The sequence below is a fragment of the Pseudomonas sp. B23(2017) genome (genome assembly GCF_002113725.1).
Taxonomy (GTDB): Bacteria; Pseudomonadota; Gammaproteobacteria; order Pseudomonadales; family Pseudomonadaceae; genus Aquipseudomonas; species Aquipseudomonas putida_Z.
This window is the reverse complement of record NZ_NEJM01000003.1, coordinates 409399-432380: the sequence shown is the minus strand read 5'-3', so window position 1 is coordinate 432380 and position 22982 is coordinate 409399. Positions and strand designations below refer to the sequence as shown.

Genomic DNA, 22982 nt, shown 5'->3' with positions numbered 1-22982 from the left:
CGCCAAACCTGGAGCCCGATATGACCGCTAGCGCCGAAAAGTTCACCCGCCAGACCCTGCTCGATGTTCAGCCACTTACGCCGAACCTCTTCAGCCTGCGGGTTACGCGCGATGCGGGGTTCCGCTTCCGTTCCGGCCAGTTTGCGCGCCTTGGCGTGACCAAGGCCGATGGCAGCGTGGTGTGGCGCGCCTATTCCATGGTCAGCGCGCCCCATGACGAGCACCTCGACTTCTTCTCCATCGTGGTGCCAGGTGGGGAATTCACCAGCGAGCTGAGCCGACTGGGGGCAGGCGATACTCTGTTGATCGACCGCCAGGCCTTCGGCTTCCTTACCCTCGACCGCTTCGTCGGTGGCCGCGACCTTTGGTTGCTGGCGACCGGTACTGGCATTGCCCCGTTCATGTCGATCCTGCAGGACTTCGAGGCCTGGGAGCGTTTCGACAACATCAAGCTGGTGTACTCGGTGCGCGAAGCGAAAGAGCTGGCTTATGTGGATGAGATCGCTGGGCTGGAGCAGCGCGATTACCTGGCCGAATTCGCCGGCAAGTTGCAGTTCATTCCGGTGGTGACCCGTGAACCGCACCCGGGGGCGTTGAACCAGCGTATTACCACGCTGATCGAGAATGGAGAGCTGGAGAAGGCGGCGGGGCTGGAACTGTCGCCGGAACATTCGCGGGTGATGCTGTGTGGCAACCCAGAGATGATTGATGAAACGCGCAAGGTACTGAAGGCGCGCGACCTGCAATTGAGCCTGAGCAAGCGGCCGGGGCAGGTGGCTGTGGAGAACTACTGGTAAGGCCGTTGGGGCCGCTTTGCGGCCCATCGCGACACAAGGCCGCTCCTACAGGAACCGCTATTTCCTGGGAGATGCAAAAACCTTGTAGGAGCGGCCTTGTGTCGCGATAGGGCTGCAAGGCAGCCCCCGGCAATCTCAAGGCAAGCGGTTCTGATTCTGCGACTTGAGCAAGTCGCGGATCTCGGTCAGCAGGGTCTCTTCTGCAGTCGGCACAGGCGGTGCAGTCGGCGCCACGGCCTCTTCACGCTTGAGCTGGTTGATCGCCTTCACCCCCATGAAGATGGCAAAGGCCACGATCACGAAGTCGATCACGGTCTGGATGAACTTGCCATACGCCAGCACTACCGCCGGAACGTCACCTTCGGCAGCCTTCAGGGTAATTGCCAGGTCGCTGAAGTCCACGCCACCGATCAACAGGCCCAGTGGCGGCATGACCACGTCACCGACGAAAGACGAGACGATCTTGCCGAAGGCCGCGCCGATGATGATACCAACCGCCATGTCGACGACATTGCCTTTGACCGCGAAGGCCTTGAATTCACTGATCATGCCCATGTTTGGTTCCTTGTAACAAAAGGTAAGGTTTACGCAGTGTAAGCCACTCAAACGCTTCATGCGTTGTGCTCAGGGCCACAGACTGCTGTTAGAACGAATAGTTTTGTCGCATCCCGAGGCGTTCGAGGCACGTCCGGCTCGGCTATCATGGCGGTTTTTTTCCAGGAGACCCCAGCCATGGCCAAGGCCAAGCGCTTGTATGGCTGCACCGAGTGCGGTGCGACCTTCCCCAAATGGGCCGGCCAGTGTGGCGAATGCGGGGCCTGGAACACGCTGGTCGAGACCATGATCGAAAGCGGCGGTGCCGCTGCGCCCAGTAGCGGCCGTGCCGGCTGGACCGGGCAGCAGGCGCAGATCAAGACCCTGGCTGAAGTCAGCGTCGAGGAAATCCCGCGCTTCACCACCAGCAGCACCGAACTGGACCGCGTGCTGGGCGGTGGCCTGGTGGATGGTTCGGTGGTGTTGATCGGTGGTGACCCCGGCATCGGCAAGTCGACCATCCTGCTGCAGACCTTGTGCAACATTGCCGTGGGCATGCCGGCGCTGTATGTCACCGGCGAGGAGTCGCAGCAGCAGGTGGCCATGCGCTCCCGGCGCCTGGGCCTGCCCCAGGACCAGCTCAAGGTGATGACCGAAACCTGCATCGAGACCATCATCGCCACGGCCCGCGTCGAGAAACCGCGGGTCATGGTGATCGACTCGATCCAGACCATTTTCACCGAGCAGCTGCAATCGGCGCCCGGCGGCGTGGCCCAGGTGCGCGAAAGCACGGCGTTGCTGGTGCGCTACGCCAAGCAGAGCGGCACGGCGATCTTCCTGGTCGGCCACGTGACCAAGGAAGGCTCGCTGGCCGGCCCGCGGGTACTCGAGCACATGGTCGACACCGTGCTGTATTTCGAGGGCGAGTCCGATGGCCGCCTGCGCCTGCTGCGGGCGGTGAAGAACCGCTTTGGCGCGGTCAACGAGCTGGGTGTGTTCGGCATGACCGACCGCGGCCTGAAGGAGGTGTCCAACCCCTCGGCGATCTTCCTCAACCGCACCCAGGAGGAAGTTCCGGGCAGCGTGGTGATGGCGACCTGGGAAGGCACCCGGCCGATGCTGGTGGAGGTGCAGGCGCTGGTCGACGACAGCCACCTGGCCAACCCGCGCCGGGTGACCCTGGGCCTGGACCAGAACCGCCTGGCCATGTTGCTGGCAGTGCTGCACCGCCACGGCGGTATTCCCACCCATGACCAGGATGTGTTCCTCAACGTGGTGGGCGGGGTGAAGGTGCTGGAAACCGCCTCGGACCTGGCGCTGCTGGCGGCGGTGATGTCCAGCCTGCGCAACCGGCCCCTGGCCCATGGCCTGCTGGTGTTTGGCGAGATCGGCCTTTCCGGCGAGGTGCGGCCGGTGCCCAGTGGCCAGGAGCGTTTGAAGGAAGCCGCCAAGCATGGATTCAAGCGGGCCATCGTGCCCAAGGGCAATGCGCCGAAAGAGGCTCCGGCAGGGTTGCAGGTGATTGCCGTTACCCGGCTGGAGCAGGCCCTGGATGCGCTGTTCGAATAATTCGTGGCCTGTACCGGCCTCTTCGCGGGTAAACCCGCTCCCACAGGTACCGCATCAGCTTCAGGATTGCGCAAACCCTGTGGGAGCGGGTTTACCCGCGAAAGGGCCGGCACAGGCAAAACGAAAAAGGGGCCGACGATGCGCGTCGGCCCCCCACCTCACCGCTCAGTCAGCAGTCAATGCTCGGCAACCGCACTGCGCCTGACCGTTTCATTGCCATGCTCGTCCAGTTCCAGCATCGGCACTTCATTACCCTCGGCATCGAACAGCTTGCCATCCTTGAAGTAGTCGCCATCACGCAGCGCTGAAATGTCCGAGTACTGGATGGTGCGCTCGTACGCGGCGGCAAACACCGACTGCTGGTCCGAGTTGCCGGCGGTGAAGTGGTTGAAGATCAGGTTCAGCAGGATGGCCATGATCGCCGCCGAGCTGATGCCCGAGTGGAAGATGGTCTCGAACCAGTTCGGGAAGTGGTGGTAGAAGGTCGGTGCGGCAATCGGGATCATGCCGAAGCCCAGCGAGGCGGCGACGATGATCAGGTTGACGTTGTTCTTGTAGCTGACCTTGGACAGGGTGCGGATACCGCTGGCCGCCACGGTGCCGAACAGCACGATGCCCGCTCCACCCAGTACCGGAGTAGGGACTGCGGCAATCACCCGGCCCATGATCGGCAGCAGGCCGAGCACCACCAGGATCACGCCACCTGTGGCCACCACGTAGCGGCTCTTGACCCCGGTCACGGCTACCAGGCCGACGTTCTGGGCGAACGCGCTCTGGGTGAACGAGCCGAAGATCGGCGCCAGGATGCTCGAGGCCATGTCGGCGCGCAGGCCGTTGCCCAGGCGCTTGGAGTCGACCTTGGTGTCGATGATCTCACCCACGGCGAGGATGTCGGCCGAGGTTTCCACCAGGGTCACCATGATCACGATGCACATCGACAGGATCGCGGCGATGTGGAATTCCGGCATGCCGAAATGGAACGGCGTGGGGAAGGCGAGCATCGGGCCTTCGGTGACCTTGCTGAAGTCGGCCATGCCCAGCGCCCAGGCGATCAGGGTACCGAATACCATGGCCAGCAGGATCGACAGGCGCGAGATCGCCGCGCTGCCCAGCTTGCTCAGCAGCAGCACGATGGCGAAGGTCAGGGCTGCCAGGCCGATGTTGGCCACGCTGCCGAATTCCGGCGAGGCGCTGTTGCCACCCATCACCCAGCGAGCGGCCACGGGCATCAGGGTCAGGCCGATGGTGGTGATGACGATGCCGGTTACCAGCGGCGGGAAGAACTTGGTGATGCGCGAGAACACCGGGGTGATCAGAAAGCCGATCAGCGACGCTGCCATGACCGCGCCGAGCACGCCCGGCAGGCCACCGCCGCCCTCGCTGCTGAGGATTGCACCCATGGTTGCCACACCGGCGAACGACACGCCCTGCACCAGCGGCAACTGGCAGCCGAAGAACGGCAGGCCGAGGGTTTGCAGCAGGGTGGCCAGGCCACCGGCAAACAACGAAGCGGCGATCAGCATGCCGATTTCGGCACCGTTCAGGCCCGCGGCCTGCCCCAGGATCAGGGGTACCGCGACGATCCCCCCGTACATGGTCAGCACATGCTGCAGACCATAGGCCAGGTTGGCACCAAGGCCGAGGTTTTCATCCTCGGGGCGCTTGGCGGGAGACGTGCTAGGGGACGTAGTCATGGAGCAGGCTCTCTGTTTATTGTTGTGGTGCTACTGTAGACACTTCCTACAAATGATTGCCACAAGAATTGTATACAATATTTTGATCGGAGCGCGCACAAGAGCGTCCGCAAGGTGTGCGAGAACCCAATGCAGAAGGCGTACCAACTCGTCAGAGGCTGTGCTAGAGGGGTGTGTACAAAACGCTGCTACCCAGGCTTAAAGCTGTCTGGGTAGACAGGAAACACAAGGTGGGGAAGCCATTAGCTAGCTAAGAGATTTCATTATTCGATGAGTTCGCGCAGCTCACGCATCATTTCGGTGCTGTCGGCCACGTTCAATTCCACAAGACGGTGCAGATGAGTCATCGACTCGACGTCGATGTACAGGCAGATGAAACCCAGGCGGTCTGGTTCCTCATGGCGCAGTTCAACCTGCATCTGTACCCGTGCATCAGGGGCCAGGTGAATGATGGCATCGAAATCCTGGGTCAGGTCGGCATCCCAATTTGCCGGGCGTTCGATCAGCAAACCTTTGAGTGAAAGGTCCAGCAGCTTGGCAGGCCAGCGTTGCACGCCCTGGCGCAGTTCGGTTGGGGCGTCGAAGTCGATGCGCTGGAAACGGCGGCGTTCGTCGTGATCGCTCATGGGGTAGATCCTCGCATAGGTCCTCAGGTGACATCCTGACTATAGTTAGAGTGGTATGTACATCAGGTACCGCAATCTGGCCGCAGAGGCTCTAGACCAAAGCAAGTGTGGCAATGCGCGATGACTCGCCCTAGACTCGATGGGCGGTCTTTTCCAATCCACCAGCTGGAAGCAAACCATGAACAACAATAATAGCCTGCTACGCCACATTCCGTGGCTGGCGCTGGCAGTCATAGGAGCCTGTGCGCTGGGTGTGGTTGCCCTGCGTCGCGGCGAGGCGATCAATGCCTTGTGGATCGTGGTCGCGGCAGTGGCCATCTACCTAGTCGCCTATCGCTACTACAGCCTGTTCATCGCCACCAAGGTGATGCAGCTCGACCCACGCCGTGCCACCCCGGCGGTGCTCAACAACGACGGCCTGGACTACGTCCCGACCAACAAACACATCCTCTTCGGTCACCACTTCGCCGCCATCGCTGGTGCAGGGCCCTTGGTCGGCCCGGTACTCGCCGCGCAGATGGGCTACCTGCCCGGTACGCTGTGGCTGATCGCCGGCGTGGTGCTGGCCGGTGCGGTGCAGGACTTCATGGTCCTGTTCCTGTCCACCCGCCGCAACGGCCGTTCGCTGGGCGACATGGTGCGCGAGGAGATGGGCCGCATCCCGGGCACCATCGCCCTGTTCGGCTGCTTCCTGATCATGATCATCATCCTCGCGGTGCTGGCGCTGATCGTGGTCAAGGCCCTGGCCGAAAGCCCATGGGGCATGTTCACGGTGATGGCGACCATCCCGATCGCGATGTTCATGGGCATCTACATGCGCTACATCCGCCCGGGCCATATCGGTGAGATCTCGGTCATCGGCGTGGTGCTGCTGCTGGCTTCGATCTGGCTGGGGGGCCAGATTGCCGCAGACCCGACCTGGGGCCCGGCGTTCACCTTCACCGGCGTGCAGATCACCTGGATGCTGGTGGGCTATGGCTTCGTCGCTGCGGTACTGCCGGTATGGCTGGTACTGGCGCCACGTGACTACCTGTCGACCTTCCTCAAGATCGGCACCATCGTCGGCCTGGCCATCGGTATCCTGATCATCGCGCCCGAGCTGAAGATGCCGGCGCTGACCCAGTTCACCGACGGCACCGGCCCGGTGTGGAAGGGCACCCTGTTCCCGTTCCTGTTCATCACCATTGCCTGTGGCGCGGTGTCCGGCTTCCATGCGCTGATCTCCTCGGGGACCACGCCGAAGCTGCTGGACAACGAAACCAACGCCCGCTACATCGGCTACGGCGGCATGCTGATGGAATCGTTTGTTGCCATCATGGCCATGGTCGCTGCCTCGGTGATCGAGCCAGGCGTGTACTTCGCCATGAACAGCCCGGCCGCAGTGGTCGGTGCAGACGTGGCGTCGGTTGCGCAAACGGTTAGCAGCTGGGGCTTCCTGATCACCCCTGAGCAGCTCGAGGCCACCGCCCGCGACATTGGCGAGCACACCGTGCTGGCCCGTGCCGGTGGTGCGCCGACCCTGGCCGTGGGTATCGCTCAGATCCTGCACCAGGTGCTGCCGGGTGAAAACACCATGGCCTTCTGGTACCACTTCGCCATCCTGTTCGAGGCGCTGTTCATCCTCACCGCGGTAGACGCCGGCACCCGTGCCGGGCGCTTCATGCTGCAGGACCTGCTGGGCAGCTTCGTGCCGGCGCTCAAGCGCACCGAGTCGTGGACTGCCAACCTGATCGGTACTGCCGGCTGCGTGGCGCTGTGGGGCTACCTGCTGTACCAGGGCGTGATCGACCCGCTGGGTGGCATCAACACCCTGTGGCCGCTGTTCGGTATCTCCAACCAGATGCTGGCCGGTATTGCCCTGATGCTCGGCACCGTGGTGCTGATCAAGATGAAGCGCCAGCGCTACGTCTGGGTCACCCTGCTGCCGGCCGTGTGGCTGCTGATCTGCACCACCACCGCAGGCCTGATCAAGCTGTTCGACCCGAACCCGGCAGTCGGCTTCCTGGCCCTGGCCAAGAAGTACAGCACCGCGCTGGACGCCGGCCAGGTACTGGCCCCGGCCAAGGACATCGGGCAGATGCAGCACGTGATCTTCAACGCCTACACCAACGCCGGCCTGACCGTGCTGTTCCTGGTGGTGGTGTTCAGCGTGCTGTTCTTCGCTGTCAAGGTCGGTTTCGCCGCCCTCGGCCGCAAGGAGCGCACCGACAAGGAAACCCCGTTCCAGGCCCTGCCTGACGCTTGAGAGGACTGCTGCGATGTTCAACGACCTGGGTCGACTGGGTAAGTACCTGGGGCAGGCAGCCCGCCTGATGGTCGGCATGCCCGACTACGACAACTACGTCGAGCACATGCAGACCAAGCACCCGGACAAGCCGGTCATGACGTACGAGGAGTTCTTCCGCGAACGCCAGGAAGCGCGTTATGGCGGCAAGTCCGGGCCCAAGTGCTGCTAAGTCCAGGCTAGCGCGGTACTGTGTAGGAGCGGCCTTGTGTCGCGATCGGGCCGCAACGCGGCCCCGGCAATTTTGGCTGCGAAGCTGAAAATCCGGGGCCGCTTTGCGGCCCGATCGCGACACAAGGCCGCTCCTACAGGGATCGCGCTCCCCCCGTCCATTTCACTGCACAGGAGATGTTCTGCGTGCAGACGCCTATTCCCGTAACCGTACTCACTGGCTTCCTCGGTGCCGGCAAGACCACCTTGCTCAAGCACATGCTCAAGGCCGAGCACGGCCTGAAGATCGCCGTGATCGAAAACGAATTCAGCGAGGCCGGCATCGACAGCCAACTGCTGGGCGACGAGCCGGTGCAGGTGATGACCCTGGCCAATGGCTGCGTGTGCTGCAGCATCCATGGCGACCTGACCCGCGCCTTGTACCTGCTGCTCGAACGCCTGGATGCCGGCGAGATCGCCTTCGACCGCCTGGTAATCGAATGCACCGGCCTGGCCGACCCGGCGCCGGTGGCCCAAACCTTCTTCATCGACGAAGAGCTGCGTGAGCGCTACATCCTCGACGGCATCATCACCCTGGTCGATGCCGCCCACGCCGAGCTGCACCTGACCCAGACCATCGCCCAGGCCCAGGTCGGCTTTGCCGATCGCCTGCTGCTGAGCAAGACCGACCTGGTCGAGCCCGCTGCGGTCGAGGCCCTGCGCGAGCGCCTGGCCCGCATCAATGGCCGGGCGGCGATCCGCGTGGTCGAGCATGGTCGAATCGACCTGGCCGAGCTGCTGGATGTGCGTGGTTTCAACCTCAACCCCGATCTGGGCGCGAACCTGAAACCAGCGCTACGCCCGCTGCTCAAACCCGCTACCCCGGACCGGATCTCCACCTTGGTGCTGCGCACGGAAAGCGCGCTGGATATCGACCGCCTCAGCGACTTCATGAACGAACTGCTGGAAACCCACGGCAAGCAGCTGCTGCGCTACAAGGGCGTGCTGAACATTGCCGGTGAAGCGCGCAAGCTGGTGTTCCAGGGTGTGCTCAAGCTCTATGGCTTCGACTGGGACGCCGAATGGGCCGAGGGTGAAACCCGCGAGAGCGTGATGGTGTTCATCGCCGACGAACTGCCCGAAGCTACGATTCGGGCTGGGTTCGAGGCGCTGGCTGCGGGCTGAGCTGACGCGGTGTCTGGGCTTGGAACCACTGCGGCCATGAGCTGCGGTGGCGTGTCTCGAGCTCGATGCACGGGATCAGGCGCTCGGTCAGCAGCGCTGTCTGCCGCACCGCCTTGGCGGTGCGGTACTTGACGCTGTGGATGCACTCGCGGTCGCCGAACTCGCAGCGGTTCAGCGCGGTGCCGCCGCAGGGGCCGTTGGCCAGGCCCTTGGGGCAGGTTTCCGGGCAGATGTACAGGGTGTCTTCCAGGCGGCAGCGGCCGCAGGTGTCGCAGCCTACCAGCGGGTGCTTCACCGCGTGTTCCACCTTGTGCAGCACCTGCGCGCCAAGGCGGGTAGCCCACATCGGCTGGCGCACGGCCCAGCCAAATGCCTTGCTCAGGGCATTGCGGCGGCTGAACAGCAGCGAATGCATGCCGTGCATCAGGTGATAGCGCGCTTTCTCCTTGAACGAGGCATCGACCCGTGACTCGCCCTGGCGCCAGCTTGCCTGCGGCGGATGGAAGCTGACTGCCGGCAGGCCGGGCATCTGCCAGCTGGCCTGCCAGGCCGGCGCCCATTGTTCCAGTGTGTGGATTTGCGCCTGCCAGTGCTCGATGCGTGCCTCCAGGGCCAGCAGTTGCTTGAGTTCGTGAACCCCCGACAGATGCACGCCGGCGTAGCCCATCAGCTTCACGCCGATGATCTGCAAGGCCAGGCGGTCGACGCTGCGCGCCTGGGCAAAGACCTTGGACTGCGCCGCTTCCGCTTCCAGCATGTCGCGCATGGACGGCGTGACGGTCACGCCGGCCACGTGTTCGAGCATCGTCGCACGCCCGTGGGTGAGGCTCATCAGGCAGGCCAGCATCGGCTTGGGCGCGGCCTGGCGGTTCATCCAGTGCATGGCTTCCTGGTGTTTGCCGGCATCGAAACCCAGTTGCAGGGTGAGGAAGTCGGCGCCCGCCGCCAGTTTTTTCTCGGCCTTGAAGTATTGGGCGCCGCCTTCTTCCTCGCAGTACTTGAACGGGTTGAGCGCCGCGCCAAGCAGCCAGTGCGGGCAGGCCTGGCGGGCGATCTGCAGGGCTGCGACCGATTCCAGGTAGCGCACCGGGCGCTGGCCGGGCTGGTGGCCCGGCAGGCGGTCGCCGGTGAGCAGCAACAGCTGGTCGAGGCCGGCGGCATCCATGCGTTGCAGTTGGGCGAGCAGGTGGTGGCGTTCGCGGTCCTTGCCGGAGAAGTGCGGCAGGGCGGGTACCGGGGTGCTGAACGAGGCGAGGGCGTCCAGTGGCGACATGTCCAGCGGGCTGCCGACGCGGTCGCCGATGGCCACGGTCATCGGCCAGCCACACAGGTGCGCACGTGCCAGGATCGCGTCCATGGCGGCGAAGCGTTCTGCGGAGGGCTTGGGAACGAACTCCATGACGCAGACGAAGGTGTTTTCGCGCAGCGCGGTTTTCAGCAGGCTCATGGGGCCGGGTACCTGGTTTGGTCAGGTGGCATTGTGCGGCAGAAGGCGGGTGGGGTCATGTCCGGATGCGCAGGGTGGTGCTCTGAATGAGACATCCGAGTTTGCCTGTGCCGGCCCTTTCGCGGCTAAAGCCGCTCCCACAGGGTGGCGCGGTACCTGTAGGAGCGGCTTTAGCCGCGAAAGGGCCGGTACAGGCAGCACAACAACATGAACATGAGAAAACCTTGAGTTCATCTCAAATTTAATGAGTTTGTCTCAAGATGCCGGCGCCCGGAAAATCCCCTCATTCATTTATGCATGCTGAGGGACAAGACATGGCACTGGCACACAACCTGGGCTTTCCACGTATCGGCCGCGACCGCGAGCTGAAAAAGGCCCAGGAAGCCTTCTGGAAGGGTGAACTCGACGAAGCCGGCCTGCGTTCCGTCGGCCGCGAGCTGCGTGCCCGCCACTGGCAGGTGCAGAAAGACGCCGGCATCGAACTGCTGCCGGTCGGCGACTTCGCCTGGTACGACCAGGTGCTGACCCACTCGCTGACCTTCGGCGTGATCCCGCAGCGCTTTCGCAGCCACGACGCTGCCGGGCCCACCCTGCAGACCCTGTTCGCCATGGCCCGTGGCGCTGTGGGTGACAGCTGCTGCGGCGGCGCGCACGCCCAGGAAATGACCAAGTGGTTCGACACCAACTACCACTACCTGGTCCCCGAATTCACCGCCGACCAGCAGTTCGCCCTGAGCTGGGAGCAGCTGTTCGAAGAAGTGGCAGAAGCCCAGGCCCTGGGCCACGCGGTCAAGCCGGTGGTTATCGGCCCGCTGACCTACCTGTGGCTGGGCAAGGCCAAGGGTGGCGATTTCGACAAGCTGGAGCTGCTCGATCGCCTGCTGCCGCTGTATGACCAGATCCTCAACCGCCTGGCTGCCCAAGGCGTGGAATGGGTGCAGATCGATGAGCCGATCCTGGCCCTGGACCTGCCTCAGAACTGGAAGAATGCCTACGAGCGGGTCTACAACATCCTTCAGCGGGCGCCACTGAAGAAGCTGATCGCAACCTACTTCGGCGGCCTGGAAGACAACCTGGGCCTGGCCGCCAACCTGCCGGTCGATGGCCTGCACATCGACCTGGTACGTGCGCCCGAGCAGTACCCGACCATCCTCGACCGCCTGCCGGCCTACAAGGTGCTGTCGCTGGGCCTGGTCAACGGCCGCAACGTCTGGCGCTGCGACCTGGAAAAGGCGCTGGAGGTACTGCGCCATGCCCATGAGCGCCTGGGTGAGCGCCTGTGGGTGGCGCCGTCCTGCTCGCTGCTGCACAGCCCGGTGGACCTGGACCGTGAAGACCAGCTCGATGCCGAACTGCACAGCTGGCTGGCCTTCGCCGTGCAGAAGTGCCAGGAAGTGGCGCTGCTGGCCAAGGCCATCAATGCCCCACAAGCCGACGACGTGGCCGCCGCATTGGCCCAGAGCCAGGCCGTGCAGGCCAGCCGCGCCGCTTCGCCGCGTATTCACAAGCCGGCCGTGCAGGCCCGCCTGGCGGCTATCAAGCCCGCTGACAGCCAGCGTCAGTCGGCGTTTGCCCAACGTATCGCCAAGCAACGTGCGGGGCTCGACCTGCCGGCGTTCCCGACCACCACCATCGGTTCGTTCCCGCAGACCTCGGCGATTCGCCTGGCACGCCAGGCCTACAGGCAGGGCAAGCTGACCGAGGCCGATTACGTCGAGGCCATGCACAGCGAGATCCGCCATGCGGTGAAAATCCAGGAGGACCTGGGCCTGGATGTGCTGGTGCACGGCGAGGCCGAGCGCAACGACATGGTCGAGTACTTCGCCGAGCAGATTGATGGCTATGTGTTCACCCGCTTCGGCTGGGTGCAGAGCTATGGTTCGCGCTGCGTGAAGCCTGCGGTGATCGTTGGCGACCTGAGCCGGCCGAAGGCCATGACCGTGGAATGGATAAAGTACGCCCAGGGCCTGACCAGCAAGGTGATGAAGGGCATGCTGACCGGCCCGGTGACCATGCTGATGTGGTCGTTCCCGCGTGAAGACGTGAGCCGCGAAGTGCAGGCGCGCCAGCTGGCGCTGGCGATCCGCGACGAAGTGGTCGACCTGGAAGCGGCGGGTATCAGGATCGTGCAGATCGACGAAGCGGCCTTCCGTGAAGGCTTGCCGCTGCGCCACGGCGCCTGGGCCCATTACCTGGATTGGGCCACCGAGGCCTTCCGCCTTTGTGCCTCGGGGGTGCGTGACGAAACCCAGATCCACACCCACATGTGCTACAGCGAGTTCAACGACGTGATCGAGTCGATCGCGGCGATGGATGCCGACGTGATCACCATCGAGACTTCGCGGTCCGACATGGAGCTGCTGGCGGCGTTCGAGCGGTTCGCCTACCCCAACGAGATCGGCCCGGGTGTGTATGACATTCACTCGCCACGGGTGCCGACCCGTGAGGAAATGGTCAAGCTGCTGCGCAAGGCCGCCCGGCGTATCCCGGCCGAGCGCCTGTGGGTCAACCCGGATTGCGGGCTGAAGACCCGTGGCTGGCCGGAGACCGAGGCAGCGCTGGTGAACATGGTCGCAGCTGCCCGCGAGCTGCGTGTCAAGGCCTGATTTTTCGCTGCCTGTACCGGCCCTTTCGCGGGTAAACCCGCTCCCACAGGGCCCCCACTGGATTCAGCTTCAGTGGGGTCCCTGTGGGAGCGGGCAAGCCCGCGAAGAGGCCGGGCCTGCTTGAATCAGCCCGAGATCAACGCTCGATTGCCAAGGCCACGCCTTGCCCGCCACCAATGCACAGGGTTGCCAGGCCTTTCCTGGCGTCCCGCTTGATCATCTCGTGCAGCAGGGTCACCAGCACCCGGCACCCGGACGCACCAATCGGGTGGCCAAGGGCAATCGCCCCGCCATTCACGTTGACCCGCGCGGCATCCCATTCCAGCGCCTTGCCCACGGCCAGCGCCTGCGCGGCAAAGGCTTCGTTGGCTTCGATCAGGTCCAGCTCGGCCAATTGCCAGCCGGCCTTGTCCAGGCAGCGCTGGGTGGCCGAAACCGGGCCGATGCCCATGATCGCCGGGTCTACACCGGCACTGGCATAAGCCGCGATCCTGGCCAGCACCGGCAGGCCCAGGGCCTTGGCCTTGGCGGCGCTCATCAGCAGCACGGCGGCGGCGCCGTCATTCAGGCTCGAGGCGTTGCCGGCGGTGACGCTGCCATCCTTCTTGAACGCCGGGCGCAGTTTGCCCAGGGATTCAGCGGTGGTATCCGGGCGTGGCTGCTCGTCCCGCGCGAACACCTTGGGTTCTCCCTTTTTCTGCGGCAGCACGATCGGGGTGATTTCATCATCGAAGCGGCCGGCCTCCATCGCCGCCACTGCCTTGCGCTGCGACTCGGCGGCAAAGGCATCCTGTTGCTCACGGCTGAGGCCGTACTGGTCCACCAGGTTTTCGGCAGTGATACCCATGTGGTAGTCGTTGAAGGCATCCCACAGGCCGTCGGTGATCATGCTGTCGATCAGCTGGCCATGGCCCATGCGCTGGCCGGTGCGGGCCGACGGCATCACGTAGGGGGCAAGGCTCATGTTCTCCTGGCCGCCGGCGATGACTACCTCGGCGTCACCGCAGCGGATGGCCTGAGCGGCCAGGTGCAGTGCCTTCAGGCCCGAGCCGCAAACCTTGTTCAGGGTCATTGCCGGTACGCTGAAGGGCAGGCCGGCCTTGATCGCGGCCTGGCGTGCCGGGTTCTGCCCGGAACCGGCGGTAAGCACCTGGCCGAGGATGACTTCGTCGACCTGCTCCGGGGCCAGCCCGGTCTGTTCCAGTAGGCGCTTGATCACGGCGGCACCCAGGTCTACTGCAGGCACAGTGGCCAAGGCGCCCTGGAAGCTGCCGATGGCGGTACGGGTTGCGGCGACGATGACCACGTCGTTCATGTTGTTGTTCTCCGTGCGATGGGCGTAATGCCTCAAGCATCGGTGGCTTTGGCTCATTTGTTAAGTTTGTTTTTCTTTGCGATTGATGTGTAAAGCAAATGAATGAGCGTAAAGCGGCATGCAGAACTATGCTGAGGGATGCGCTTTTACACTCATCTGAATGGAGTTCATGCCCATGCGTACATTGATCGCCATGACCCTCTTGATCGCCAGCAGCACTGCATTCGCCGCAACCGAATGCACCACCGCTGACAAAAGCACCTGGCAGGATCAGGAAAAATTCCAGGCGCAGCTCAAGGAGCAGGGCTACAAGATCAACAAGTTCAAGGTCACCAAGGGTAACTGCTACGAGATCTACGGTTTCGACAAGGATGGCAAGAAGGTCGAGATCTACCATGACCCAGTGACTGGCAAGGCAGTCAAGACCGAGTACCACGATTGAACAGCGACGGCACGGTACAGCTGTGGGACCCCCTGCTGCGGCTGTGCCACTGGTCGATCGCCGTGGTGTTCTTCGCCAACTACTTCTTCAACGAAGAAGGTGAAGACTGGCACCAGTGGCTGGGTTACTACGCACTGGCCGTTGTGGTGGTGCGTGTGATCTGGGGCTTTGTCGGGCCACGCAGCGCGCGTTGGGCAGACTTCTGGCCAACCCCGGCAAGCCTGGTCGGCCATGCCCGGGCGCTGCTGCATGGGGAGCTTGACCATCACATGGGGCATTCGCCGATTGGCGCCCTGGTGATGGTGCTGATGCTGACCTGCATTGCCGGCCTGGGCCTTACCGGGTGGGCGTCGCAGGAGGTGGACGCGCTGTTTGGTGTCGACTGGCCGATGGACCTGCACAGCTGGCTGGCCAACGCGCTGCTGGTGCTGGTTTGCGTGCATGTGCTGGCGGCCATCTACGAGAGCGTGCGCATGCGGGAAAACCTGCCGTGGTCGATGATCACGGGGCGCCGTCGGCACCGCGATTGACTGTGGCGGGCTCTTCGCGGGCAAGCCCGCTCCCACAAGGACTGTGCAAAACTCAAGGTTTGCGCAGTACCTGTGGGAGCGGGTTTACCCGCGAAGAGGCCAGCACAGGCAACTCAGCTACACAGCCGGGCACTGATGGGTCACACAGTGAATCCCCCCGCCCCCCGCAGCAATGGCATCGATATCCAGCTGCACGATATCCCGCCCCGGATACAACGCCGTCAGCAGCCCCCGCGCTTTCTCGTCCGCCGCCCCATCGCCAAACTGTGGCGCAATGATCGCGCCATTGATCACGAAGTAGTTGATGTACCCAGCGGCAAAGTCGTCATTGCCTTTGCTGAACTTGTTGCGCCGCCCGTGCAGCGGCGGCGACACGACGTGCACCTGCAACCTGCGGCCCTCTGCATCGGTGGCTCGCTTGAGAATCTCCAGGTGCTTGCGCGTCACGGCGTAGTCATACGAGTCCGGGTCGTTATCCAGGTTGGCAATCACCACCCCCGGCCTGACGAAGCGGGCATAGAAGTCCACGTGCCCGTCGGTGATGTCCTGGCCGGCGATGCCCGGTAGCCAGATGATCTTGCGCAGCCCCAGGCGTTCCTTGAGCTCCGCCTCGATCTCGGCCTTGCTCCAGCCCTTGTTGCGGTTGGCGTTGACCCAGCTGCTCTCGGTCATGATGCCCGTGCCGTGGCCGTCCACCTCTATGGCGCCGCCTTCACCCACCAGGTCGCTGCGCTGGTAGCGGGCGCCGGCCAGCGTGGTTACGCGCCTGGCCAGTTGGGCATCGTTGCGGTGACGTTGCTTGTTGCCCCAGCCATTGAAGTTGAAGTCCACCGCCGCCAGGGCTCCGTCATCATCGACGACGAAGTTGGCGCCGATGTCGCGCATCCAGATGTCGTCCAGCTCGCACTCGACGAAACTTGTGCGCTGGCTGGCACAGTGCTGCTCGGCCAGCTCGCGCTCGCTGGCCCGGCAGAACACCGTCACTGGCTGATAGCGCGCAATGGCCTGGGCGATGCGACCGAGGGCGGCCTGCACATCGGCGGTGAAGTCCTCCCAGATCGCATCCTGGGCGCCGAAGGCGATGAATGCGCGTTGCTGCGGCTCGCCTTCGTCCGGCATGAACCAGCGCCCCGGTTCTTCGGCGCGGGCCAGGCCCAGCGGCAGGCCGAGGCTGGCACCGAGGCCGGCGGCCAGCGAAAGTTGCAGGAAGGTTCTACGGCTTGGCATGGCTCAGTCCTGTGCAGTCTTGAAGCGGGTCCACACGCGCATACGTGAACGCATGTCGGCCTGTGGGATATCGCGGCCCGGGATCAGCCGGGCATAGGTGGCTTGGTCGAGGTAGATATCGGGGTTGTCGCGCATGCGCGGGTCCACTGCCTGGCGTGCCTTGGCGCTGGCGGTAGGGTAACCGGTGAAGTTGCTGATGGCCGCCATGTTCGCCGGGCGCATGACGAAGTTGATGAAACGATAGGCGTATTCCGGGTGCTTGGCATCGGCCGGGATGGCCATGGTATCCATCCACACCGTGGTGCCTTGGCGCGGCACGCGGTACTGGAAGTCGAGATGCTTTCCCGCGGCGTCGGCGGTACGCTGCGCCTGGATCACGTCGCCACTGTAGCCCAGTGACAGGCACAGGTTCTCGTTGACCAGTTCGGTCACTGGTTGCGACTGGAACTTGCTCACGTACGGGCGAATCGCCTTGAGCAGTTCGCTGGCTGCGGCCAGGTCTTCGCGCTTGGCACTGCGTGGCTCGCGGCCCAGGTAGTTGAGGACCACTGCCAGCACTTCGTCGGGTGAATCGATGACTGAAATACCGCAGTCGGCGAATTTGGCGGCCAGCTCCGGCTTGAACAGCAGGTCGAGGTTGTCCAGCGGTGCATCGGGCATGCGCTGGCGGACTTTGTCGGCATTCACCGTCAGGCCGATGGTGCCCCAGGTGTAGGGCACGGTCGCCTGGCTGGCCTTGGGGTACCGGGCGTGCAGCTGACGCAGCCCGGGCTCGATGTCGTCCAGGGCCTCCAGGCGGCTGTGGTCCAGTGGCTGCAGGCTACCGGCGCGCATCAGGCGCTCGGCGACGGTATCACCGGGGAAGACCAGGTCGTAGCCACTGCGCCCGGACATCAGCTTGGCCTCGAGCACTTCGCTGCCATCCATCACGTCGTAGATCACCTGGATGCCGGTTTCGGCCGTGAACTGCTTGAGAGTGTCCTCGGCAAAATAGTCGGCCCAGTTGTACAGGCGCAGCACGGGCTGCTCGGCCTGAGCCTGGCAGGCGCAGACGGCCAGCGCCAAGGCGGCCAGAACGTGGCGTTTCATGCTCATGCCCTCAGGGTGTGTGGGTGGGTGCCGTCCAGGGTCAGCAGCGGTGCGTACATCTCTGGGCGGCGATCGCGATAGATGCCCCAGCTCAGGCGGTCTTCCCGCATGCCGGCCAGATCCAGGTCGTGCAGCCAGATGCCACTGCTGTCGCGGTCGGCTTCGGCGAGCATGGCGCCCTTGTGGTCGCAGATGAACGACGAGCCATAGAAGCGCATGGCCAACGATGCGTCGCTGGCTGCGACTTCTTCGCCCACGCGATTGGCCGCCACCACCGGCAACAGGTTGGCGGCGGCATGGCCGCGCATTGCTACCTGCCAGTGGTCGCGCGAGTCCAGTTCGGCACAGCCGGGCTCGGAGCCGATGGCGGTGGGGAACAGCAGCACTTCGGCGCCCATCAGTGCCAGGCAGCGGGCGGTCTCGGGGAACCACTGGTCCCAGCAGATGCCGATGCCCAGGCGGCCGAAGGCGGTGTCCCAGACCTTGAAGCCGGTATCGCCGGGGCTGAAGTATTCCTTCTCCTGGTAGCCGATGGCGTTGGGGATGTGGGTCTTGCGGTAGACGCCAAGCAGGCGGCCATCGGCATCGGCCACGGTCAGCGAGTTGAAGAAGGCATTGCCGGAGCGCTCGTACCAGCTCAGTGGCAGCACCACGCCCAGCTCGCCGGCCAGTGCGGCGAAGCGCTGCAGGATCGGGCTGGCGGGGTAGGGCTGGGCGAGGGCCTGGTGCTGGTGGTCCTGTTCGATGCAGAAGTACGGGGTGGCGAACAGCTCCTGCAGCAGGATTACCTGGGCCCCCTTGGCGGCCGCCTGGCGTACCAGTTGTTCGGCGCGGTCGAGGTTGCCAGGCAGGTCCCAGCTGCACGGCATCTGGGTGGTGGCGATGCGCAGCAGGCTCATGGCTGCACCTCGGGTTGTTGCTGGGTGATGCAATGGATGCCGCCACCGCCATGGGCGATGTGGTCGATGCGCACCGGTACGATCTCCCGGCCCGGGAAGGCGTGGGCCAGTTGCGCGGCGGCTTCCTGGTCGGCGGCGATGCCGTAGGCCGGCATGATGATCGCGCCGTTGGCGATGTAGAAGTTGGTGTACGAGGCGCAGAATACCTCGGCGTCCTGGTCGACGGCGGCGCTGGCTTCATACAGGTCGAGCAGCTCGAAATGCCGGCCTTGCGCGTCGGTGGCCAGTTCCAGGGCACGGCGGTTTTCCCGCACGACTTCGGCGTACACCGAATGCTGGTCATGGGTGGCGTCTACCAGCAGCACGCCAGGGCGGGCGAAGGCGCATACACCGTCGACGTGGCCGTCGGTCATGTCGCCGGTGATGTATTGTGGGTCGCCCGGTAGCCAGATGGTCTTGCGGATGCCCAGGTAGCGGGCGAAGCAGGCCTCGAACTCGGCCTTGCTCACGCCAGGGTTGCGGTTGGGGTTGAGCAGCACCGACTCGGTGGTGATCAGGGTGCCTTCGCCGTCCACATGAATCGCCCCGCCTTCGTTGCACAGCGCCGTGCTGAAGCCATCCAGACCCAAGTGGTCGAGGATGCGCCGGCCGAGGCTGCGGTCCTGGCCGTGTTGCGACTTGCCTCCCCAGGCGTTGAAGCGCCAGCTCAGGCCGGCCAGGCCATGCTGTGGGTGGCAGACGAAGCTTGGGCCGCTGTCCCGGCACCAGCTGTCGTCCACGGCCATTTCGACCAGTTCGATATTGGCGCCGCAGAGGGCACGTGCGCTCTGCAAGGCCGAAGGGGCGACCACCATCTTCACCGGCTCGAAACGGGCGATGGCCGCCGCGACCCGGGCGTAGTCCTGCTGTACGTCGGCCAGGCGCACGTGCCAGCCGCTTTCCCACAGGGCCTGGTTGTGTGGCCAGACCATCCAGGTGGCAGCGTGGCGGGCCCATTCGGCGGGCATGCGCCAGCCGCTGTCGAGGGACAGGTGCATAGTGAACTCCGATCAATTAAGGATTTTTATCAGCGAAGCCCGTCGTCGCGGGTGTTGATGTCCATGCTATGGCTAGGCTTGGCCTGCGACAAACGATAGATTTAGCGCACATCTGATCAGCAGGGCTTATCAATCATGCTCAAACACTGGCCACCCCTGAATGCCCTGCGCGGCTTCGAAGCCGCTGCGCGGCTGGGCAGCTTCCACAAGGCCGCCGAAGCGCTGAACCTGACCCAGTCGGCCATCAGCCAGCAGATACGCAGCCTGGAAACCTACCTGGAGCAGCCGCTGTTCCACCGCAGTGGCCGCAGCGTGAGCCTGACCGACGCCGGGCACGACCTGCTCAGCACCACGCAGTCGCTGCTGCAGCACCTGGCGGTGGGCATTCGCCGGCTCGACCAGTACCGCAAGCCCAACCAACTGGTGGTCAACACCAGCCCGGCCTTTGCCAGGCACTGGCTGCTGCCGCGGCTGGCCGACTTTCACCAGCGCTGCCCGGATGTCGACTTGTGGTTGTTCACCAGTTTCGAGGTGCCGGACATGGCGACCGAGACCATCGACCTGGCCATCCGCGACGACCTCAGTGCCCAGGCCGAGTGCAGCTTCAACGTGCTGCACCAGGACCAGCTGTACCCGGCCTGCCACCCGGCCTTGCTGCAAACGCCGATGTCGCGGCGCACCACCTTGCATGGCGAGCGCGAGATGGACTGGAGCCACTGGCAGCTGGAGGGTGGCGAGGATGTGGGGCAGCAGGGCAAGGGGCTGAACTTTTCCGACCCCGGGCTGCTGCTGGATGCGGCGAGCGAGGGGTTGGGGGTGGCCCTGGTCAGCCAGTTGCTGGCGCGGCGGGCGGTGGAGGAGGGGCGTTTGCAGGCTTTGTCGGCGCAGCGCGTGCGTGGGCCGGCGTGGGCTTGCCTGGTGCATCGGGACAGCCAGGATGATCCGCTGGCCCGGCAGTTCCTGGAATGGCTGAAAGAGGCTCTCTTGTCAGATTGATGTTGCCTGCACTGGCCCTATCGCCGGCAAGCCAGCTCCCACAGGTCCCTCACAGGGCTCAAGTTTTGCGCCGTCTTTGTGGGAGCTGGCTTGCCGGCGATAGGGCCGGTACAGGTAAACCACCGTTTTGCATCCCCAAGATCACCCCGTAATATGTGTCGGATAACCTGCGGGGGTAGTCTCACCCTCTGATCAACCGGAATCGCCCATGGCGGCGCTTCCCCCGGCATAAACCTGACGAGGTACAGACATTGGCCATCATTCATCCTAAGGTCCGCGGTTTCATCTGCACCACGACTCACCCGAAGGGCTGCGAGCTCAACGTCCGTGACCAGATCGAAGCCACCCGCAAGCTGGGCGTGCGCGAGGATGGCCCGAAGAAGGTCCTGGTCATCGGTGCTTCCAGCGGCTACGGCCTGGCAGCCCGCATCACCGCGGCGTTCGGCTTCAAGGCCGACACCCTGGGCGTGTTCTTCGAAAAGCCAGGCACCGAGACCAAGGCCGGCACCGCTGGCTGGTACAACGCTGCAGCCTTCGACAAGTTCGCCAAGGCCGAAGGCCTGTACAGCAAGTCGATCAATGGTGACGCTTTCTCCGACGAAGCCCGTGCCAAGGTCATCGAACTGATCAAGAACGAAATGGGCGGCAAGGTCGACCTGGTCATCTACTCGCTGGCCTCGCCAGTGCGCAAGCTGCCGCAGACCGGTGAACTGGTGCGTTCGGCCCTGAAGCCGATCGGCCAGCCGTACAAGTCGACCGCCATCGACACCAACAAGGACACCATCATCGAGGCCAGCATCGAGCCGGCTACCGAGCAGGAAATCGCCGACACCGTCACCGTCATGGGTGGCCAGGACTGGCAGCTGTGGATCGACGCCCTGGCTGACGCCAACGTGCTGGCCGAAGGTGCCCGCACCGTGGCCTTCAGCTACATCGGCAGCGACATCACCTGGCCGATCTACTGGCACGGTGCGCTGGGCCAGGCCAAGCAGGACCTGGACGAAACCGCCCTGCGCCTGGACAAGAAACTGGCCGGTGAAGTCAAGGGCGGCGCCAACGTGGCGGTGCTGAAGTCGGTGGTTACCCAGGCCAGCTCGGCCATCCCGGTGATGCCGCTGTACCTGTCCATGGTGTTCAAGATCATGCAGGAGAAGGGTGTTCACGAAGGCACCCAGGACCAGCTGGACCGCATGTACCGCGACCGCATGTACCGTGCCGACGGCGCGCCGGCCGAGGTCGACGAGAAGGGCCGCCTGCGCCTGGACGACTGGGAACTGCGTGATGACGTGCAGGACGCCTGCAAGGCGCTGTGGCCACAGGTGACCACCGAGAACCTGTTCGAGCTGACCGACTATGCCGGCTACAAGAAGCAGTTCCTCAACCTGTTCGGCTTCGAGCGCGCTGACGTCAACTACGACGAAGACGTGGCTACCGATGTGAAGTTCGACTGCGTCGAGCTGTAATCGCTGTTGGCCTGTACCGGCCCTTTCGCGGGTAAACCCGCTCCCACAGGGATCCCTTTTAACTTGAGGGAAATGGAATACCTGTAGGAGCGGGTTTACCCGCGAAGAGGCCGGTACAGGCTATAAAATCTTTGCTAGCTTTGGCGCACAACAACAGGGAATGTGCCATGAGCAGCCTCACCCAACCCGCCACTGCCTTTCGCCACACCGCAGCCGACGGCTACAGCCTCGGCGGCTTCCGCTGGCGCCACGCCCGACCTGACCCCCAGCGCCCGCTGGTGATCATCAACGCTGCCACCTCGGTACGCTGCCGCTACTACTCGCGTTTCGCCGACTACCTTTTCGCCCAGGGTTGCGATGTGCTGACCTACGACTACCGTGGCATCGGCGAATCCCGCCCGGCCTCGCTGCGTGGCTTCCAGGCATCCTGGAGCGACTGGGGCCGGCTGGATTTCGAAGCCATGCTGGTGCATGCCGCAGAACATTTCCCTGGCCAGCCGGTGGACGTGGTGGGGCACAGTTTTGGCGGCTGCGCAGTGGGGCTGGCACCCTCGGCGAGCAAGGTTCGCCGGGTGGTGATGGTTGGTGCGCAATTCGCCTATTGGCGCGATTACGCGGCTGACCAGCGTTGGCAACTGTTCGGCAAGTGGCATGTGGTAATGCCGCTGCTCACCCGGGTGTTCGGTTACTTTCCCGGCAAGCGCCTGGGTTGGCTGGAGGACACGCCATCCGGCGTGGTGCACGACTGGACCACCCGTACCCCACGCTATGAGCACCGACCCAGCGGGCGTGCACTGGAGGCACTACCGTTCGCCCAGGTGCGGGCGGCGACGCTGGCCATCAGCCTGACCGATGACCCCTTTGGTACCGTGGCGGCGACCGAGCGTTTGCTGGGTTATCTGCAGGGCGCCGAGCGCCAGCACCTGCGCATTGCGCCTGTGGATATCTCGGTCGATGAAATTGGCCATTTCGCGTTCTTCCATGACCGCTTTCGCGAAAGTTTGTGGCCGGTGGCCTTGCAGTGGTTGCGGCAGGGGGGATTGGCGGGTGAGGTGCCGGGAACCATCATCAGCTGAGGTTGGTTTCGAGATC

20 protein-coding genes are annotated in these 22982 nt (G+C 64.1%); 11 read left to right on the top strand and 9 right to left on the bottom strand.

Annotated features, from left to right (window positions below):
* Positions 1-20: 20 nt before the first annotated feature.
* Positions 21-797 (top strand): ferredoxin--NADP reductase, encoded by a 777-nt coding sequence (locus CAG46_RS07735; RefSeq protein WP_025340641.1) that lies wholly within the window; start codon positions 21-23, stop codon positions 795-797.
* Positions 798-932: 135 nt separating this feature from the next.
* Here the strand turns inward: CAG46_RS07735 and mscL are convergent, their stop codons facing one another.
* Positions 933-1352 carry a large-conductance mechanosensitive channel protein MscL gene (gene mscL / locus CAG46_RS07730; RefSeq protein WP_085614351.1) on the bottom strand — a complete coding sequence of 140 codons (420 nt, stop codon included), beginning with the start codon at positions 1350-1352 and terminating at the stop codon, positions 933-935.
* 177 nt (positions 1353-1529) lie between these two features.
* Between mscL and radA the strand changes: the two genes are divergently transcribed.
* Entirely contained in the window at positions 1530-2900 is a 1371-nt protein-coding gene (gene radA / locus CAG46_RS07725) for a DNA repair protein RadA (protein WP_003251626.1), read from the top strand.
* Positions 2901-3076: 176 nt separating this feature from the next.
* Here radA and CAG46_RS07715 read toward each other — a convergent pair whose 3' ends face one another.
* Together CAG46_RS07715 and CAG46_RS07710 are read right to left on the bottom strand one after the other, a co-directional pair.
* Positions 3077-4594, bottom strand: a complete 1518-nt coding sequence (locus tag CAG46_RS07715) for a nucleobase:cation symporter-2 family protein (RefSeq protein WP_085614349.1) — start codon at positions 4592-4594, stop codon at positions 3077-3079.
* 263 nt (positions 4595-4857) lie between these two features.
* Positions 4858-5220, bottom strand: coding sequence for a PilZ domain-containing protein (locus tag CAG46_RS07710; protein WP_085593014.1), 363 nt, complete (start codon positions 5218-5220; stop codon positions 4858-4860).
* A 178-nt stretch (positions 5221-5398) separates the two neighbouring features.
* Here CAG46_RS07710 and CAG46_RS07705 point away from each other — a divergent pair, with 178 nt between their 5' ends.
* From CAG46_RS07705 to yjiA, 3 genes are all read left to right on the top strand, one after another.
* Positions 5399-7465, top strand: a complete 2067-nt coding sequence (locus CAG46_RS07705; RefSeq protein WP_024087740.1) for a carbon starvation CstA family protein — start codon at positions 5399-5401, stop codon at positions 7463-7465.
* Between the two features lie 13 nt (positions 7466-7478).
* A complete protein-coding gene (locus tag CAG46_RS07700; RefSeq protein ID WP_013974210.1) occupies positions 7479-7676 on the top strand; it encodes a YbdD/YjiX family protein in 198 nt (65 codons plus the stop codon).
* Positions 7677-7861: 185 nt separating this feature from the next.
* The gene (yjiA, locus tag CAG46_RS07695) at positions 7862-8839 is read left to right on the top strand and encodes a GTPase (RefSeq protein ID WP_015271793.1); all 978 of its coding nucleotides are present in this window, start codon (positions 7862-7864) and stop codon (positions 8837-8839) included.
* Here the strand turns inward: yjiA and CAG46_RS07690 are convergent.
* Positions 8799-10286: a methylenetetrahydrofolate reductase C-terminal domain-containing protein gene (locus tag CAG46_RS07690; RefSeq protein ID WP_085614348.1), complete on the bottom strand. Its 1488-nt coding sequence runs from the start codon at positions 10284-10286 to the stop codon at positions 8799-8801. The genes yjiA and CAG46_RS07690 overlap by 41 nt on opposite strands.
* Positions 10287-10600: 314 nt before the next feature.
* Here CAG46_RS07690 and metE point away from each other — a divergent pair, with 314 nt between their 5' ends.
* Positions 10601-12892: a 5-methyltetrahydropteroyltriglutamate--homocysteine S-methyltransferase gene (gene metE, locus CAG46_RS07685; RefSeq protein WP_085614347.1), complete on the top strand. Its 2292-nt coding sequence runs from the start codon at positions 10601-10603 to the stop codon at positions 12890-12892.
* 136 nt (positions 12893-13028) lie between these two features.
* Here the strand turns inward: metE and CAG46_RS07680 are convergent, their stop codons facing one another.
* Positions 13029-14207 (bottom strand): acetyl-CoA C-acetyltransferase, encoded by a 1179-nt coding sequence (locus CAG46_RS07680; protein ID WP_085614346.1) that lies wholly within the window; start codon positions 14205-14207, stop codon positions 13029-13031.
* A gap of 175 nt (positions 14208-14382) precedes the next feature.
* On the opposite strand from CAG46_RS07680, the gene CAG46_RS07675 reads away from it, so the two are divergent.
* Positions 14383-14649 (top strand): PepSY domain-containing protein, encoded by a 267-nt coding sequence (locus CAG46_RS07675; RefSeq protein ID WP_025340633.1) that lies wholly within the window; start codon positions 14383-14385, stop codon positions 14647-14649.
* The gene (locus tag CAG46_RS07670) at positions 14646-15179 is read left to right on the top strand and encodes a cytochrome b/b6 domain-containing protein (protein WP_075046368.1); all 534 of its coding nucleotides are present in this window, start codon (positions 14646-14648) and stop codon (positions 15177-15179) included. The genes CAG46_RS07675 and CAG46_RS07670 overlap by 4 nt, the downstream gene beginning before the upstream one ends.
* Before the next feature lie 117 nt (positions 15180-15296).
* Here the strand turns inward: CAG46_RS07670 and CAG46_RS07665 are convergent, their stop codons facing one another.
* Genes CAG46_RS07665 through CAG46_RS07650 form a run of 4 tightly spaced genes read right to left on the bottom strand, consistent with a single transcriptional unit; the run spans position 15297 to position 19431 of the window.
* Entirely contained in the window at positions 15297-16406 is a 1110-nt protein-coding gene (locus tag CAG46_RS07665; protein ID WP_085614345.1) for an agmatine/peptidylarginine deiminase, read from the bottom strand.
* Positions 16407-16409: 3 nt separating this feature from the next.
* Complete coding sequence (locus tag CAG46_RS07660; RefSeq protein ID WP_085614344.1) at positions 16410-17495, bottom strand: extracellular solute-binding protein; 1086 nt, start codon at positions 17493-17495, stop codon at positions 16410-16412.
* Between the two features lie 2 nt (positions 17496-17497).
* Positions 17498-18394: an N-carbamoylputrescine amidase gene (gene aguB, locus CAG46_RS07655; protein ID WP_085614343.1), complete on the bottom strand. Its 897-nt coding sequence runs from the start codon at positions 18392-18394 to the stop codon at positions 17498-17500.
* Positions 18391-19431, bottom strand: coding sequence for an agmatine/peptidylarginine deiminase (locus tag CAG46_RS07650; RefSeq protein WP_085614342.1), 1041 nt, complete (start codon positions 19429-19431; stop codon positions 18391-18393). Before CAG46_RS07650 ends, aguB begins: the two co-directional genes overlap by 4 nt.
* Before the next feature lie 135 nt (positions 19432-19566).
* On the opposite strand from CAG46_RS07650, the gene CAG46_RS07645 reads away from it, so the two are divergent.
* The 3 genes from CAG46_RS07645 (at position 19567) to CAG46_RS07635 (ending at position 22966) form a co-directional block, all read left to right on the top strand.
* Positions 19567-20427 carry a LysR substrate-binding domain-containing protein gene (locus CAG46_RS07645; protein WP_075046364.1) on the top strand — a complete coding sequence of 287 codons (861 nt, stop codon included), beginning with the start codon at positions 19567-19569 and terminating at the stop codon, positions 20425-20427.
* A 251-nt stretch (positions 20428-20678) separates the two neighbouring features.
* On the top strand, positions 20679-21890 hold the full coding sequence (fabV, locus tag CAG46_RS07640; protein WP_085614341.1) for an enoyl-ACP reductase FabV: 1212 nt from the start codon (positions 20679-20681) through the stop codon (positions 21888-21890).
* Between the two features lie 167 nt (positions 21891-22057).
* Positions 22058-22966, top strand: coding sequence for an alpha/beta fold hydrolase (locus tag CAG46_RS07635; RefSeq protein WP_085614340.1), 909 nt, complete (start codon positions 22058-22060; stop codon positions 22964-22966).
* The last annotated feature ends 16 nt before the right edge of the window (positions 22967-22982 follow it).